Consider the following 13,274-nt stretch of genomic DNA (forward strand, 5'->3'; position numbering starts at 1 on the left):
TTCGATGAACGGGCTGATTCGGCCAAGGGACGGGACGCCCCGGCCACGGCCCGGCGGGGCGCGGGATATAGGGTGCCCGGGTGCGCTGGAAAGATGAATCCGGAACCAAGTGGCGGCTGCGACAGCAGAGGCTGGCCTGGCCGCGATGGGTCAAACCGGAAGTAGCCTTCGAGCACGCCCCGAGCGGTCTGGGCGACGACCCGATCTCCGCGATCATCGCCCTGCCCTTCCTGCTTGTCTTCGCGGTGATGCTGCCCTTCTGGCTGGCCGAACTTCTTCTGCGGCTGCTGCTGGCCCCGTTCGTGGCCGTGCTCCGGCTGGCCGGCGCCATCCCTTACCGGCTCAAGCTCTACAAGGCGGGGCGGTTGACCGGGTCATATTCGGCGGATGGCCATGGCGAACTGGTGCGGCTGCGCCATGAGCTTCGCCGGATGGGGAGCCCGGCCGGCGGCGGTCACTGATTCCCGTACCGGCGCGTCCCGCGCGTACGGGCGGGTCCCGCCTGGTGCGGGCGGGGCGGGCGTTGCGGGCCCGGCTGCCTTGTCTCCCCGTGACCCGCCGTCCCTGTCGGATGCCGCTGATAAAATCCCAACTCCGTTGTTGTGCGCGGGATTGAGGCAGCAGGATCCGGGCAGGCGGGAATTCTGTTCGGATCAATTCCGGAAAGGGGAGTCAGGTGACCGGTCTCAACAAGGGCCCGAGCAAAGTCCAGGTGGCGCTCAAGTGGGACCCCAGCCCGCTGGGGCAGCCGGCCCACGATCTCGACATCATCGCGGGGACCTACACCGCGGCGGACGCGTACGGCGAACCGGCCTACCTCGTGCACTTCGACCGCCGGTCGCCCGACGGCACCATCACCCTCAACCGGGACAGCCAGACCGGCCAGGGCCTCGGCGCCGACGAGGTCATGACCTTGGAGCTGGACCGGCTGTCCCCCTCCTACACCCGGGTGATCGTGGGCGTCGCCATCCAGCAGGGTGGCGGTCCCAAGACCTTCGGCGACGTGACCAACTGCAGCTTCCGGATAGCCGACGGGATCACCGAACTGGTGAACAGCGGTTTCGTCGGGGCGCTGGGTGCCAAGGCCGCGACCATCGCCGAATTCATCCGGAACGACTCGGGAGAGTGGCAATTCCACGAGGGGATCCGGGGATTCGACGCCGACCCGGATGAATTCGCCGGGCTGATGGGCCGGGATTATTCCTGACCCCTGTCCGGCCCCTTACGCGGATGGGTCGGCCTGCTATGCGGATGGGTCGGCCTCTTCCATGGATGCGTTCGGGCGCGGCGAGGCTTTAGCATGCCGTGAAGATCACTTCCCGAGGAGGCCGCCATGGCGAACGACGCCGATCTGCGCCATCTGCGCCGCTGCGTGGAGCTGGCGACCGAGGCCCTGGAAGCGGGCGACGAGCCGTTCGGTTCGGTGCTCGTCGCCGCGGGCGGGGCCGTCCTCTTCGAGGACCACAACCATGTGGCGGGCGGCGACCACACCCGCCACCCCGAGTTCGAGATCGCGCGCTGGGCCGCGGCCAATCTGACCCCCGAGGAGCGCGCCGCGGCCACCGTCTACACCTCGGGCGAGCACTGCCCGATGTGTGCCGCGGCCCACGGCTGGGTCGGGCTGGGCCGCATCGTGTACGCCAGCTCCTCCCGGCAACTGGCGGCCTGGCTCACCGACCTCGGGGTCCCGGCCCCTCCCGTACGGACCCTGTCCATCCAGGAGGTCGTCCCGGGCGCCGTGGTGGAGGGCCCGTTCCCCGCCCTCGCCGAGCGCGTACACGAACTGCACCGCCGCTTTCACGGCTCCTGAAGCGCGGGTGGGCGGGGGCGGAAGAGGGAGCTCAGTCGAGCAGCTCCCTTACCAGCGCCTCGCCCCACCACCGCTCGACCCGGTCCGGTGACCAGCCGCGTTCCGCGGTGAGCACGGTGTAGACGTCGATGTTGCACAGCGCCGCGTAGACATCGACCGCTGACCGTACGTCCAGGTCGTGCCGGAGGACACCGGCCGGCCAGGACGAGAACACCTGTACCCGGGTTTCATCACCCCGCGCGCGGCCGTCCCGGTAGACCGTCGCCAACTCCGGCTCGACGCGTCCCGCTTCCCGCACCAGCGCGATGACGTCGCCCGCGCGCTCGAACAGCCGCCGGTCGTAACCGGCCATCGCCGCGAGTTGCCGGGCGGGGTCGGCCGCCGGGGCCTCCAACTCCGCGAGCATCCGCGACGCGTCGGCGGACAGATCGGCCGCGTCGGCCAAGGCCCGGGTGAGCCCCGTCTTGTTCCCGTACGCCGCGTAGACCGTCGGCACGGAGACCCCCGCCTCACGTGCCACGTCTCGCACGGTGGTCGCCGCCCATCCCTGGGAGACGAACAGCCGACGCGCCGCGTCGGCGATCTCCGCGCGAGTCTGCTGTGCCTGCGTCGTCCGGCGCACCGAGTCATAGCGGCGCCGGCCCGGCTCTGCGCTCATGGCCCGCCTCTCCTGCCCACTCTTGCTCCACTTGATTTTACGCTGCTTATAATGAATATATGATACGTCAACTGCGGCAGCCGCTCCACGGGCCGACGATGGGCTTCTCCCGGCTCAGCGGCTTCGCCGCCCTGGGCTTCGCCTTCCTGATCGTGTTCGCCAATGTGCTCCAGGTCCCCGCCGGTATGCCCCTCACCGGCGCCGACGTGGACGAGGTCGACGAGTTCTTCAGTACGAAGGCCGACATCGTCGGCGTCGGGTCCGCGTTCACCCCCGCCGCCTGGGCCTTGGCCACGCTGTTCGGCGCGGGCGCGGTGTCCGCGCTGTGGCGGTCCGAGCGCGACCGGGGCGAGGCGTGGTCGCTGCTCGGCTTCGCCGGTCTGGTGCTGCAGAACGCCGCCTTCGCCGGGGTCATCGCGCTGCGCCTCGCGCTCGCGTCGACGGCTGGGGGCCACGCCGACGCGACCTCGGGGCTGTGGGCGTTCCACGACGCGCTGTTCACCCTCAACGGCGCCTTCCTGGCCCTCGCCCTCGTCGGCCTGTCCGTCGGCGGTCTGCGCGGTGGGCTGATCCGGTCGTGGCACGGCGCCCTGGGGCTGCTGTCGGCCGCGCTGCTGTTCGGCTCGGCCACCCTCGCCCCCCTGGTCATCGACCACGCCGGCCCCTTGGGCCTGCTCGGTCTCGTCGGCTGGCTGATGTGGGTCGTCTGGCTCGTCGCGTACGGCGCCGCCCTCATCCGCCGCAACCCGGCCTCGCACTCTCGCGTGCCTGGCTGACCGCGGCTGAGGGTCCCCCGCCGATGTGGGTGCGCGTCGCCTCGGCCCGGGATCCCGCTCAGGGGCGGGGCCCGGGCGCGTACACGCGCAGGAAGAACCGCACCCCGCCGGCCACCAGCTCGTCGATCAGCGCGTCGTCGACCTCCACGGTGCCGAACAGCGAGCGGTTGTTCACCCGGCCGGTGACCAGGAGGCCGAAGTACTCGGCGGCCTCCACCGGGTCTGCGATGTCGAGCAGTCCGGCTTCCGCGTACCGCTCCAGCCGCTCGGCGATGGCCTGCTGCGCGTGGCCCACCGAGCCCGCGCGGCGCCGCAGGGCGGGGAAGTGGCCGGCCTCGGCGCTGATCAGCCGGACCAGCGCCGCCCGTACGGGTGACCGCAGGACGGCGGTCGCGAACTCCCGGCCGAACGCGGTCAGCGCCGCCTCCAGCTCCGCCGCCCAGGGCCCCTGCTCGCCGGTGCCCGGGGCGGTCGGGGCGGTGCCGGGGGCCGTGACGGCGACGGTGTCCAAAGTCTGCTCGAGCAGTGTCTGGAAGCCCTCCTCCTGCGCCGCTTCAGTCTCCTCAATGGCCGCCAGGAACAGGCGTTCCTTGTCGCCGAAGTAGTCGTAGACGGTGCGCTTGGAGACCTTCGCGCCGGCGGCGATCGCGTCCATGCTCGCGCGCGCATACCCCTCGCTCACGAAGATCCGCAGCGCGGCCGCGACGATGGCGGCGCGCTTCTCGGGCGAGCCCTGGCGGAGGGGGGCCTGGCGGGGCATGGGCGCTCCTGATCTGGGGCCGCGGATGCGGCGGGTCGGTGCGTGACGGGGGAACTGCACGGTGCAGTGTACAGAGCTACACTGTACGGTGTAGTTTCCCTCGCTATGAGTGACCGATCGTCGCAACCTCCCGCATCTCCCGACTCCCCTGACTCCCCCGACCCGGCCGCCGGACCCGCCCGCGCCCCCGCGCGGCTCGACGCGGCACTGCTCCGGCTGGCCGCGATCGTCGTCGTCGGCGCGCTGACCTCCATGCTCGACATGACCATGGTCACCGTCGCGCTGGCCGGTCTCGCCCGTGACTTCGACGCCTCGGTGGCCGTGATCCAGTGGGTCAGTACCGGCTATCTGCTGGCCATCGCCATGGTCATCCCCGTCACCGGATGGGCCATCGAGCGCTTCGGCGCCAAGCACGTCTGGCTGTTCGCGCTCACCGTCTTCACGGCCGGGTCGGCGCTGTGCGGCACCGCGTGGTCGGCGGGCAGCCTGATCGCCTTTCGGGTGCTCCAGGGCGTCGGCGGTGGCATGATCGTGCCGCTGAGCATGGCCATCCTGGCCCAGGCCGCCGGGCCCGAGCGGCGCGGCCGGGTGATGAGCGTCGTGGCGGTACCCGCGCAGTTGGCCCCGATCGCCGGTCCGCCGCTGGGTGGACTGCTGGTGGAGGGCCCCGGTTGGCGATGGATCTTCTACGTCAACGTGCCGATCGGCCTGCTGGCCGTCCTGCTGGCCTGGCGGGGCATTCCCCGCGCCCCGCGCCCCGCGGCCGCCGGGTCGTCGCTGGACGTGGTGGGCCTCGCCCTGCTGTCACCGGCCCTCGCCGCGCTCACCTACGGCCTCTACCGCACCAGCGTGCCGTTCACGGCCGCCGGAGCGGTGCTGCTCGCCGTGTTCACGCTGCACGCGCTGCGCACCCACGGCACGCCCGTCGTGGACCCGCGGCTGTTCGCCCGGCGGCCCTTCGCCGCCGCGTCCGCGCTGAATTTCCTCTCCCGAATGTCGATCTTCGGGGCCATGATCCTGATGCCGCTCTACTACCAGCAGGTACGCGACCACAGCGCGCTCACCGCCGGGCTGCTGCTGATTCCGCAGAGCCTGGGCACCATGGCCGCCCTGCCGCTGGTGGGCGGGGCGACCGACCGTGTCGGCGCCCGCCCGGTCGTGCTGGCCGGGATCGCCACCGCCCTGCCTGCCGCGCTGGTCTGCGCCCGGATGGGCGCGGACACCAGCGAGCTGCTGCTGTCCGCCGCGCTGTTCGTATGGGGCCTGGCCACGGCCGCCGCCACCGTGCCGGTGATGGCGGCCGCGTACCACGGCCTCGAGCCGGCCGCGATCCCGCGCGCGACCAGCGCCATCACCACGGTCCAGACCGTGGGCGCCTCCGTCGGTGCGGCGGTCCTGGGCACGATCCTGGCGCATCGGACGGCTGATCGGCCGGGTGCCCCCGCGGAGGCGTTTGCGGACACCTTCTGGTGGGTCGTGGCCTTCTGTGCCCTGGCGCTCGTCCCCGCCCTGCTGCTGCCGCGCCCGCCCCGCGCCCCGCACGGCGAATCCCGGAGCTGACGGATCCCGGAGCTGACGGATCCCGGAACTGACGGATCCCGGAACTGAAGCGTGTAATCGGTTGCGCTCTTGCGCGTTCGGGCCCGTTCGATAGTGTTGAATGTCCCGGTTTGGGGAGTGGGTCGGGATGGCGTGGCAGGAGGGCGTGTCATGGCGCGTCGTGAGAGATATGAGCTGATCTTCGTGCATCCGGATGCTGCGGCCCAGGCCGCCGAGGACGTGGCCGAGGACGTCGTGGTGGTGCACCGTACAGACAGCAGTGGACCGGGAGGGCACCCCGTCTACGCGGACGACACCGGCATCGTGCGGGCCGAGATAAGCGACCGCGCCGAGGTCCGGATGCTGGCCAGCGGCGGGCATCAGGTGCACTCCTCCACGGTCCGCGCCCGGCCCGTCGGCTGAGCCTCATGCGCCCCGCACGTCCCCCGCTGCGTGTCTCACCTGGGCCGTATGCCCGCGGGGAAGGCGGCGGTGGGCCTGGCGACGGGGGATTGTCAGACCCAGCCACTACCTTGCGCCCAAGGGATAACCGGAGGGTCGACAGGGAGCTTTGAGATGAGTGACGTGACGGCGACGGAAAGCGCGGCCGCGGTCGAGCCGCAGCTGGAGCGGCACCGAGCGGAGCTGACCGGGTACTGCTACCGGATGCTGGGCTCGGCGTTCGAGGCCGAGGACGCCGTGCAGGAGACCATGGTGCGGGCCTGGCGGGGCTTCGACCGGTTCGAGGGCCGGTCGGCGCTGCGGTCGTGGCTGTACCGCATCGCGACCAACGTATGCCTGGACATGCTGGGCGGCAGTCAGCGCCGCGCCCGGCCCATGGACCTGTCGGCCGTGGCGACGGCCTCCTCGCCGCTGGGCCCGCCCCTGCCGGAGACCGCGTGGGTCGGACCGGCCCCCGACGGCCGCATCGTGACGGAGGACGGCGATCCGGCCGAGCTGGCCGCCCAACGGGAGTCCGTGCGGCTGGCGTTCATCGCCGCGCTGCAGCATCTGGCGCCCCGGCAGCGGGCGGTGCTGATCCTTCGGGAGGTGCTGGCCTGGAAGGCCGCCGAGGTCGCGGAGCTGCTTGACACCACGGTCGCGTCGGTCAACAGCGCGCTGCAGCGCGCGCGGGCCACCATCGCCACGAGCGGAATCAGCGCCACCGACCCCGTCCAGCCGCTGGACGAGGAGCAGCGCGCCCTGCTGGCCCGTTATGTGGACGCCTTCGAGCGCTACGACCTCGACTCCCTCACCTCCCTGCTCCACGAGGACGCGACGCTGTCGATGCCGCCCTACTCGCTGTGGATGCGTGGCCACGCCGATATCCGCCAGTGGCTGCTGGGCAAGGGCATAGGCTGCTGCGGCTCACGGCTGATTCCGACGGCGGCGAACGGCTCGCCCGCCTTCGGTCAGTACCGCCCCGCCTCGGACGGCGGCCATGAGCCATGGGCGCTCCAGGTCGTCGAGGTGTCAGCCGGCCGGATCACCGCGCTCAACTCCTTCCTGGACACAGCTCGCCTCTTCCCGCTCTTCGGCCTGCCCGCCCGCCTCGACCCCGTCGCCGCCCAGTAGGTCCGCCGTCGGCACCACGCTGTCCAGGCCCGATCGGGCGAGGGCGGCCCGCAACTCGCCGCTCGCGCCGCGCAGCCGGACCCCGCTGCCCAGGCGCCGGGCGGTGAGCTGCAGCCGGGCCAGCGCCTCCAGCACGGCCAGGTCCGGGGCGCGCACCGCGGCCACGTCCACGACGACCGGACCGGCCCCCGCGCCGTGCGACGCCAGCTCGCGCAGGCGCGCGCACAGCCCGGGCACCTCGGCGCGGCGGACCACGGGGTCCAGGACCAGGACGGCCGGGGCGTGCACCGCAGGGTCACCAGGGCCGCCGGCGAGTTCGGGACCCGGGCCGCGGGGCGCCGGCGTCTCGTCATGAGCGGTCAACGTCCACCTCCTCTCGGTGCGTTCTCCCTGGAAGACCGGCCGATACGGGGAAACTCATCGCCCGAGATGGCAGGATCTGTACATGACGAATGATCGGGCGGGGCGGGCGGGAGCGGCGGTGTCCGGGAGGGCGGCGGCCGAGCCCGCGGACGCGGCGCGGCGGCTGCGGGCGGGGCGGGAGGACGAGGCAGAGGCGCTGAGCGAGCTGGCGCTCAGATCGAAGGGCCACTGGGGGTACGACGAGGCGTTCCTGGCCGCCTGTCGGGAGGAACTGCGGCTGCACCCCGGCGAGGTGGCGGTCCGTCGGACCACGGTCGCCGAGCAGGACGGGCGGATCCTGGGCTTCGCCACCCTGGAGGGAGACGGTCCCGAGGGCGAGCTGGGGATGCTGTTCGTGGAGCCGGACGCGATCGGCGGGGGAGTGGGCCGCCTGCTGTACCGGCATGTGCTGCGGGAGGCGGGCCGGCTCGGCTTCACACGGCTGATCATCGGGGCCGACCCCTACGCCGAGTCCTTCTATCTGGCGATGGGCGCACAGCGGATCGGTGAGACGCCGTCCGGGTCCATACGGGGCCGGGCGCTGCCGCTGCTGGCCGCCTGGCCCTGACTGCCGGAGCCCTCCTGGGTGACGGCGTGGACCGGCGGGGCACCGGCCGTGCACATCGGGAACGTCGGCGACTTCAACGCCCAGTTCGCCGGCGGCTCGCCCGCGGTGCGGCGCGCCGGGGGCCACTACGCCTGCCTGGCCGCCTTCTACAGCCCCGACCCGCGGATTCTCGTGCTCCCGCGGCAGACCGACGACTTCTGGGTGCGCGAGTTGTCGCGCGTGCTGGAGTGGCAGGACATCGCCGTGTACGGCGCGGTCGCGGGGGAGGACGGCGGGGTGGCCGAGGCGCTGCGGTCCAGGCCGGCGCTGCTGGAGCGGATCCGGCGGTCCGGGCTGCCGGTGATCACCTGGGGCCGCACTCCGGAGTCCGAGCGGCTGCTCGCCCCACCTGAGCCGACGGCCGGGGCCGGGTCCGATGTCGGGTCCGATGTCGGACCGGACGGCCTTGGCCAGGCGCTGCGCGTGACGCGCCGTTATGAGTCGAAGGCGGCCGCCCACCGGCTGTTTTGCACGCTGGCCCCGGCCCACCCCGGCATCGTCGTCCCCGCGCAGGAGCGCGTGACATCGCGTCGCGGGGCCGCCCGCGCGCTGGCCGCCCGTGCCGCCGCCGGGGCCACGGCGGTGGTGAAGGCCGAGTACGGGGTGGGCGGCTACGGGACCACCGTGGTGACGCCCGGCCAGATCGCCGCGGCCGGCGGCGCCCGGGCCCTGGCCAAACGCCTGGCCCGGGGCGCCGTGCTGATCGAGGAGTACGTCCACGGCTCCGGCCCCTTGCGGAACCTGACCTTCGACGCCCTCGTCGACGACGTAGGCGCCGTCCACCCCGTCGGCGTGGGCGTGATGGACATCGACGGAACGAGCTACCAGGGGGTCACGGTCGGCCCGGGGGCCGTCCCCGACGCACCCGCCGCGGTCGCCGAGCGGTTCGCGGCGGCCGTGGGCCGGGCCCTGGCCGCCGAGGGCTACCGGGGCTGGTACGACGTCGACTTCGTCATGGACCGGGCGGGTCGGCTCGCCCCCGTAGAGATCAACCTCCGGCTCACCGGGCCGGCCGTGGCGTTCATGATCCAGGCCAGGCTGGCCCGGCTCCAGGGCGGTCGGCCCCTCGTACGAACCCTGGATCGGCTGCCGCTGGGCTCCCGGCTCCCGGCCGCGGCGCTGGCCGACCACCTCCGCGAGGTGTCCCGCCAGTGCCGCTGGCTCGGGGTGACGCTGCTGCCGACCGTGGTGACCGCGGCCTTCGAGCCGGACCCGTACGTGGGCGTGGCGCTCGCGGCCCGTACGACCGGCACCCTCGACGCGGCGGAGGCGGTGGTGCGCTCGGCCAACGAGGCCCTGGGCCGGATGTTCCTGGACACCGGCGTCAGCGCGTCGGGTCCGTCTTCCGAGGCTTCGCCGCGACGAACGCGACGAGCACGGCGCCGGCGATCATGAGCGTGACGTTGAAGACGTAGACGAGGGCGGCCTGCCGCGCCCAGTCCGTCTTGGCCGCGAGCCGGTAGTAGTTGTCCTGCGGCCACCACGCGATCAGCAGCCAGGCCACCGCGAGGTGCGCGGCGCTCGTCAGAACAGGGGAGCGCCCGTGGCGGGCCACCAACGGCCGCGCGCAGAACAGGAATCCCATCCCCAGCCCGAAGGCCAGCGACTCACAGACGTACAGCCCGGTGAACAGCGCCGCCCAGGGCTGGGGAACCAGCGACAGATCGGTCGAATACGGCCACAGAGCGTCGGTGAGAATCCAGGACAGGAAGGAGAAGAGTGCCGTGATCCCCGCGATGCCGCTCCATATGCCGCCCCCTTCACCTCCGTCGACCGACAGGCCCCCCTTCCCGCCCGACGCGCGCCGTGTGGCGTCGCGCTGCGCCGGCAGCGGAACGCCGCTCCGGTCGATCTTGCCGGAGCGCGTTCTGGGCAGTGCGGCCACCCGGGCCAGCGTCTGCGGGGCCCGGGCGGACGGCAGCCGGGTGGACAGGAACAGTCGGAGTTCGTTCCAGTCCACCTCGGCACCCTCGACGGCGGTGACGTAGGCGATCAGGGTCTTCCGGCCCTTGCCGAATTCGACGGTGGTGACCAGGCACTCCCCGACCGATGGATGCCCTCGCAGCACCGCCTCGGCGTCGGCGTGCGAGGCCACTCGGCCGAGGTGTTCGAGCCCCCCGTCGTCGCGCACCCGGCCGAGGTCGCCGGTGCGCAGGAACCGACCGGACTTGAACGCAGAGCCGTCTCGATAGCCGCGGCCCAGGACCGGGCCCCTGATGCCCAGTTCGCCCCGCGCGCCCCGGGCTGCGGGCGCCCCGCCCCGGCCGAGCACCGCGACCGCCGCGCCGGGGAAGGCCGTGCCGATCGGCGAGACGCGCTCGGGGTGCTCGGTGACCGTGGGCCGGTCGGGCAGTTCGAAGTACGCGCCCGATCCGGCGGCCTCGGTCACGCCGTAGACGTTCAGGATCCGCACATGCGGCCCCAGGGTCCGGCGCAGGTCCTGCTGCTCGTCCAGGTACCAGCTGTCGCCCGAGACGGCGATCAGCCGGACGTCCGCGAGGTCCGCGCCCTGCGAGCGCAGATGCCGATGCAGGCCGCGGACGGTGGGAACGTCGCACGCCACGACGGTGATCTCCCGGTCGACGAGCAACCGGTGCAGCGGGGCCGCGTCGCCCGCCCGGTCCAGGTCCTCGTCCCGGCCCGCCAGCACCAGCGTGCCGCCCGAGCACAGCGCGCGGACCCAGTCGGCGGTGAATCCGGCGAACTCCGAAGGGGTCGTCTGAAGATGGCGGTCGGCGGGGGAGAGGCGGTACACCACCCGCCATCCCTCATAGGCGCTCGCCAGAGTGCGGTGTTCGATCAGCACGCCCCGGGGCATCCGCCCGACCGTGCCGGCCGTGTACAGCACACACGCCAGGTCTGAGACGCCGACACCGGCGTCGAGCGGTTCCCCGGACCGGGCGGCGATGGCCTCGGCCTGGGTGTCCAGGCAGATCACCGGCCGGCCCGAGCGGACCGTGTCGGACACCATGACCCGCAGCGACTCCCAGGTGACCGCAGCGAAGAGCCCCGGGTCCGCGAGGACCTGCCGCAGCACCGACGGTGGCGCGCTCGGCTCCACGGGCACATACGCCCCGCCCGCCTTGAGCACCCCGAGCATCGCGGTCAGGACCTCGGCGTCGCGGCCCAGGCACACCGCCACCGGCCCGCCCCGCGGCAGGCCCGCCTCCCGCAGATGGCGGGCCAACCGGTTTGCCCGCTCGTCCAGTTGGCGGTACGTCAACTGCTGGGAACCCGATATGACGGCGACCGCGTCGGGTGTGCGGCGCGCGTGGTCCTCGTACAGCTGATGGACGCACCGCCGCGGGCGAGAGACGGAATCCTTGGATGTGGGCGGCTCCTGCGGCATGACGTGTCCCCCGGCGGTCGTCGGATCGGCCCTGCGCGTGATCTGTGATCATGCCCAGGGCCGGGCTTCCGCATAATGGCACGCCTGACCGGTGGCCGGTGGTTGCGCCGGGGGAGGGGTCAGTTGTTCTGGATGAACTGCTGGGCCAGGCCGTCGCCCACGGAGACCGCCTTGTCGTGGTTCTCGATGGGGGAGACCGAGGAGTTCTTGAAGAGGATGTACGTCACACCCGAGTCCGTGCCGCCGTTCTCCGGGTCGGGGTCTATCCCCAGGGCGTTGGCCGTCGCGTAGGACGCCTCGCCGATTATCTTGGTGGGGCCGGTGTCGCCGACCACCGCGTACTCCACCTTGTTGTTGTAGATGACGGCGACCACGCCGCCGCCCTTGATGCCCGCCTGGCTGTAGTTCCAGATGGAGCTGGTGCTCGGCACCACCACGTACGGCAGCTTGTCGGCGATGAGCGGCTTGCCGTCCGACTGGTGGAAGGCCGTGTCGTCCTGGAACCACGGGTCGGTGTCCCCGTTGCACCGCGAGGTGACCTGGCCGTCGCAGTCGATGTCCATATCGGCCTTCCAGAAGACCGCCCCGTTGGCGCCGCAGACCGGGATGGTTGCCGAAGTCTCCTCGTCGGTGCGGTACTTGCCGTTGGATATCTGCGAACAGCCCTGCACCTTGGCGAGCAGCTGGGCTGCCGTGACCGTGCCTTCATTGGCCGACTTGGGGGCCGGTGCCGGGCCCCGGGTGGCGGCACCGGCCCCCGTGGTGACGGACACGGCCAGCAGACCGGCGCCGGCGAGCGCGAACGCGAGTCGCTTACGCATGACACACCCCTTTGTTAGGAACCTTTCCTAACCTCCCCTGCACTGTGGCGACTTGATAAGATCATGTCAATAGTGAAGGCGCGGTGTCAGAGGTGGCGCCAGAGGCCGCGTCAGGGCGTGACGGCCCGCAGCAGCGGGAGCAGGCGGGCCACCTCGCGCGCCACCGCGTCGCGGGCCTTCGCGACATAGCGGCGTGGGTCGACGACCTCGGGGTGGGCCGCGAGGTGGTCCCGGATCGCCCGCGTGTAGGCGACGTTGAGATGCGTGGCGATGTTCACCTTCGTCAGGCCCGCCTCGACCGCGCGGGTCAGATCCGCCTCGGGCACTCCGGAGGAGCCGTGCAGCACCAGCGGTACAGGCACGGCCGCACGCAGGGCCGCCACCAGCCCGAGGTCCACCACCGCCTCCTTGACGACCATCGCGTGGGAGGTGCCGACCGCGACCGCGAGCGCGTCCACGCCGGTCGCCGCGACATAGGCGGCGGCCTCGGCCGGGTCCGTACGGGCCCCCGGTGCGTGGACGCCGTCCTTCCCGCCCACCTCTCCCAACTCGGCTTCCACCCACACCCCTTGGGCGTGGCAGTCGGCGGCGACCTCCGCGGTGGCCGCCACATTGGCCTCGTAGTCCAGCGCGGAGGCGTCGAACATCACCGACCCGAACCCGAGCCTCACCGCCTCCCGCACCAGGGCCGGTTCGGTCGCGTGGTCCAGATGCACGGCGACCGGCACCCGGGCCGCGGCCGCGACCTCCACGGCCGCGCGCCCGATGGCGGCCAGCGCCCCGTGGTACCGCACGGCGTTCTCGCTGATCTGCAGGATGACCGGCGCCCCGGCCGCCTCCGCCCCGGCGACGATCGCCTGGGCGTGCTCGATCTGGATGACGTTGAACGCCCCCGCGCCGAGTCCGGCCCGTACGGCCGGTCCGACGATTTCGCCGGTCGCCACCAGCGGCATGTCCCGGCTCCTTCCGCTGCTCGT

The 13,274-nt window shown here is 72.4% G+C and carries 15 protein-coding genes; 9 read left to right on the top strand and 6 right to left on the bottom strand.

Annotation, left to right across the window (positions count from 1 at the left end; all coding sequences use genetic code 11):
* The first annotated feature begins 80 nt into the window (after positions 1-80).
* The 3 genes from ACH4U7_RS00765 (at position 81) to ACH4U7_RS00775 (ending at position 1,810) form a co-directional block, all read left to right on the top strand.
* Complete coding sequence (locus ACH4U7_RS00765) at positions 81-461, top strand: hypothetical protein (protein ID WP_398525875.1); 381 nt, start codon at positions 81-83, stop codon at positions 459-461.
* 191 nt (positions 462-652) lie between these two features.
* Entirely contained in the window at positions 653-1,207 is a 555-nt protein-coding gene (locus ACH4U7_RS00770; protein ID WP_398526427.1) for a TerD family protein, read from the top strand.
* 126 nt (positions 1,208-1,333) lie between these two features.
* Positions 1,334-1,810, top strand: coding sequence for a nucleoside deaminase (locus tag ACH4U7_RS00775; RefSeq protein ID WP_398525876.1), 477 nt, complete (start codon positions 1,334-1,336; stop codon positions 1,808-1,810).
* A 31-nt stretch (positions 1,811-1,841) separates the two neighbouring features.
* On the opposite strand, the gene ACH4U7_RS00780 is transcribed toward ACH4U7_RS00775, so the two are convergent.
* Positions 1,842-2,468 carry a TetR/AcrR family transcriptional regulator gene (locus ACH4U7_RS00780; protein ID WP_398525877.1) on the bottom strand — a complete coding sequence of 209 codons (627 nt, stop codon included), beginning with the start codon at positions 2,466-2,468 and terminating at the stop codon, positions 1,842-1,844.
* Positions 2,469-2,527: 59 nt separating this feature from the next.
* Between ACH4U7_RS00780 and ACH4U7_RS00785 the strand changes: the two genes are divergently transcribed.
* The gene (locus ACH4U7_RS00785) at positions 2,528-3,244 is read left to right on the top strand and encodes a 2-oxoglutarate/malate transporter (RefSeq protein WP_398525878.1); all 717 of its coding nucleotides are present in this window, start codon (positions 2,528-2,530) and stop codon (positions 3,242-3,244) included.
* A gap of 58 nt (positions 3,245-3,302) precedes the next feature.
* Here ACH4U7_RS00785 and ACH4U7_RS00790 read toward each other — a convergent pair whose 3' ends face one another.
* The gene (locus tag ACH4U7_RS00790; protein ID WP_398525879.1) at positions 3,303-4,004 is read right to left on the bottom strand and encodes a TetR/AcrR family transcriptional regulator; all 702 of its coding nucleotides are present in this window, start codon (positions 4,002-4,004) and stop codon (positions 3,303-3,305) included.
* Between the two features lie 105 nt (positions 4,005-4,109).
* On the opposite strand from ACH4U7_RS00790, the gene ACH4U7_RS00795 reads away from it, so the two are divergent.
* The 3 genes from ACH4U7_RS00795 to ACH4U7_RS00805 all read left to right on the top strand — a co-directional run bounded on the left by ACH4U7_RS00795 (position 4,110) and on the right by ACH4U7_RS00805 (position 7,118).
* Entirely contained in the window at positions 4,110-5,564 is a 1,455-nt protein-coding gene (locus ACH4U7_RS00795) for an MDR family MFS transporter (RefSeq protein WP_398525880.1), read from the top strand.
* Positions 5,565-5,714: 150 nt separating this feature from the next.
* A complete protein-coding gene (locus tag ACH4U7_RS00800) occupies positions 5,715-5,966 on the top strand; it encodes a DUF6296 family protein (protein ID WP_014173572.1) in 252 nt (83 codons plus the stop codon).
* 153 nt (positions 5,967-6,119) lie between these two features.
* Positions 6,120-7,118, top strand: a complete 999-nt coding sequence (locus ACH4U7_RS00805; protein WP_398525881.1) for a sigma-70 family RNA polymerase sigma factor — start codon at positions 6,120-6,122, stop codon at positions 7,116-7,118.
* On the opposite strand, the gene ACH4U7_RS00810 is transcribed toward ACH4U7_RS00805, so the two are convergent.
* On the bottom strand, positions 7,017-7,481 hold the full coding sequence (locus ACH4U7_RS00810) for an STAS domain-containing protein (protein ID WP_398525882.1): 465 nt from the start codon (positions 7,479-7,481) through the stop codon (positions 7,017-7,019). The genes ACH4U7_RS00805 and ACH4U7_RS00810 overlap by 102 nt on opposite strands.
* A gap of 82 nt (positions 7,482-7,563) precedes the next feature.
* On the opposite strand from ACH4U7_RS00810, the gene ACH4U7_RS00815 reads away from it, so the two are divergent.
* Together ACH4U7_RS00815 and ACH4U7_RS00820 are read left to right on the top strand one after the other, a co-directional pair.
* Positions 7,564-8,088: a GNAT family N-acetyltransferase gene (locus ACH4U7_RS00815; RefSeq protein ID WP_398525883.1), complete on the top strand. Its 525-nt coding sequence runs from the start codon at positions 7,564-7,566 to the stop codon at positions 8,086-8,088.
* A gap of 18 nt (positions 8,089-8,106) precedes the next feature.
* Positions 8,107-9,522, top strand: a complete 1,416-nt coding sequence (locus ACH4U7_RS00820) for a hypothetical protein (RefSeq protein ID WP_398525884.1) — start codon at positions 8,107-8,109, stop codon at positions 9,520-9,522.
* Here ACH4U7_RS00820 and ACH4U7_RS00825 read toward each other — a convergent pair.
* From ACH4U7_RS00825 to ACH4U7_RS00835, 3 genes are all read right to left on the bottom strand, one after another.
* On the bottom strand, positions 9,452-11,476 hold the full coding sequence (locus ACH4U7_RS00825) for an AMP-binding protein (protein ID WP_398525885.1): 2,025 nt from the start codon (positions 11,474-11,476) through the stop codon (positions 9,452-9,454). The two genes, ACH4U7_RS00820 and ACH4U7_RS00825, sit on opposite strands and share 71 nt — an antisense overlap.
* 119 nt (positions 11,477-11,595) lie before the next feature.
* Positions 11,596-12,297: a glycoside hydrolase family 75 protein gene (locus tag ACH4U7_RS00830; protein WP_398525886.1), complete on the bottom strand. Its 702-nt coding sequence runs from the start codon at positions 12,295-12,297 to the stop codon at positions 11,596-11,598.
* Between the two features lie 110 nt (positions 12,298-12,407).
* On the bottom strand, positions 12,408-13,250 hold the full coding sequence (locus tag ACH4U7_RS00835) for a ketose-bisphosphate aldolase (protein WP_398525887.1): 843 nt from the start codon (positions 13,248-13,250) through the stop codon (positions 12,408-12,410).
* Positions 13,251-13,274: the final 24 nt, after the last annotated feature.

This window comes from Streptomyces sp. NPDC020845 (assembly GCF_044334165.1).
In the GTDB taxonomy this organism is placed as follows: Bacteria; Actinomycetota; Actinomycetes; order Streptomycetales; family Streptomycetaceae; genus Streptomyces.

Bases quoted from the DNA above. Each gene is read 5' to 3' on its own strand.
- ACH4U7_RS00785 (WP_398525878.1), top strand. From the start codon at position 2,528: ATGATACGTCAACTGCGGCAGCCGCTCCACGGGCCGACGATGGGCTTC.
- ACH4U7_RS00775 (WP_398525876.1), top strand. From the start codon at position 1,334: ATGGCGAACGACGCCGATCTGCGCCATCTGCGCCGCTGCGTGGAGCTG.
- ACH4U7_RS00815 (WP_398525883.1), top strand. From the start codon at position 7,564: ATGACGAATGATCGGGCGGGGCGGGCGGGAGCGGCGGTGTCCGGGAGG.
- ACH4U7_RS00780 (WP_398525877.1), bottom strand. From the start codon at position 2,468: ATGAGCGCAGAGCCGGGCCGGCGCCGCTATGACTCGGTGCGCCGGACG.
- ACH4U7_RS00825 (WP_398525885.1), bottom strand. From the start codon at position 11,476: ATGCCGCAGGAGCCGCCCACATCCAAGGATTCCGTCTCTCGCCCGCGG.
- ACH4U7_RS00805 (WP_398525881.1), top strand. From the start codon at position 6,120: ATGAGTGACGTGACGGCGACGGAAAGCGCGGCCGCGGTCGAGCCGCAG.
- ACH4U7_RS00795 (WP_398525880.1), top strand. From the start codon at position 4,110: ATGAGTGACCGATCGTCGCAACCTCCCGCATCTCCCGACTCCCCTGAC.
- ACH4U7_RS00835 (WP_398525887.1), bottom strand. From the start codon at position 13,250: ATGCCGCTGGTGGCGACCGGCGAAATCGTCGGACCGGCCGTACGGGCC.
- ACH4U7_RS00830 (WP_398525886.1), bottom strand. From the start codon at position 12,297: ATGCGTAAGCGACTCGCGTTCGCGCTCGCCGGCGCCGGTCTGCTGGCC.
- ACH4U7_RS00790 (WP_398525879.1), bottom strand. From the start codon at position 4,004: ATGCCCCGCCAGGCCCCCCTCCGCCAGGGCTCGCCCGAGAAGCGCGCC.
- ACH4U7_RS00800 (WP_014173572.1), top strand. From the start codon at position 5,715: ATGGCGCGTCGTGAGAGATATGAGCTGATCTTCGTGCATCCGGATGCT.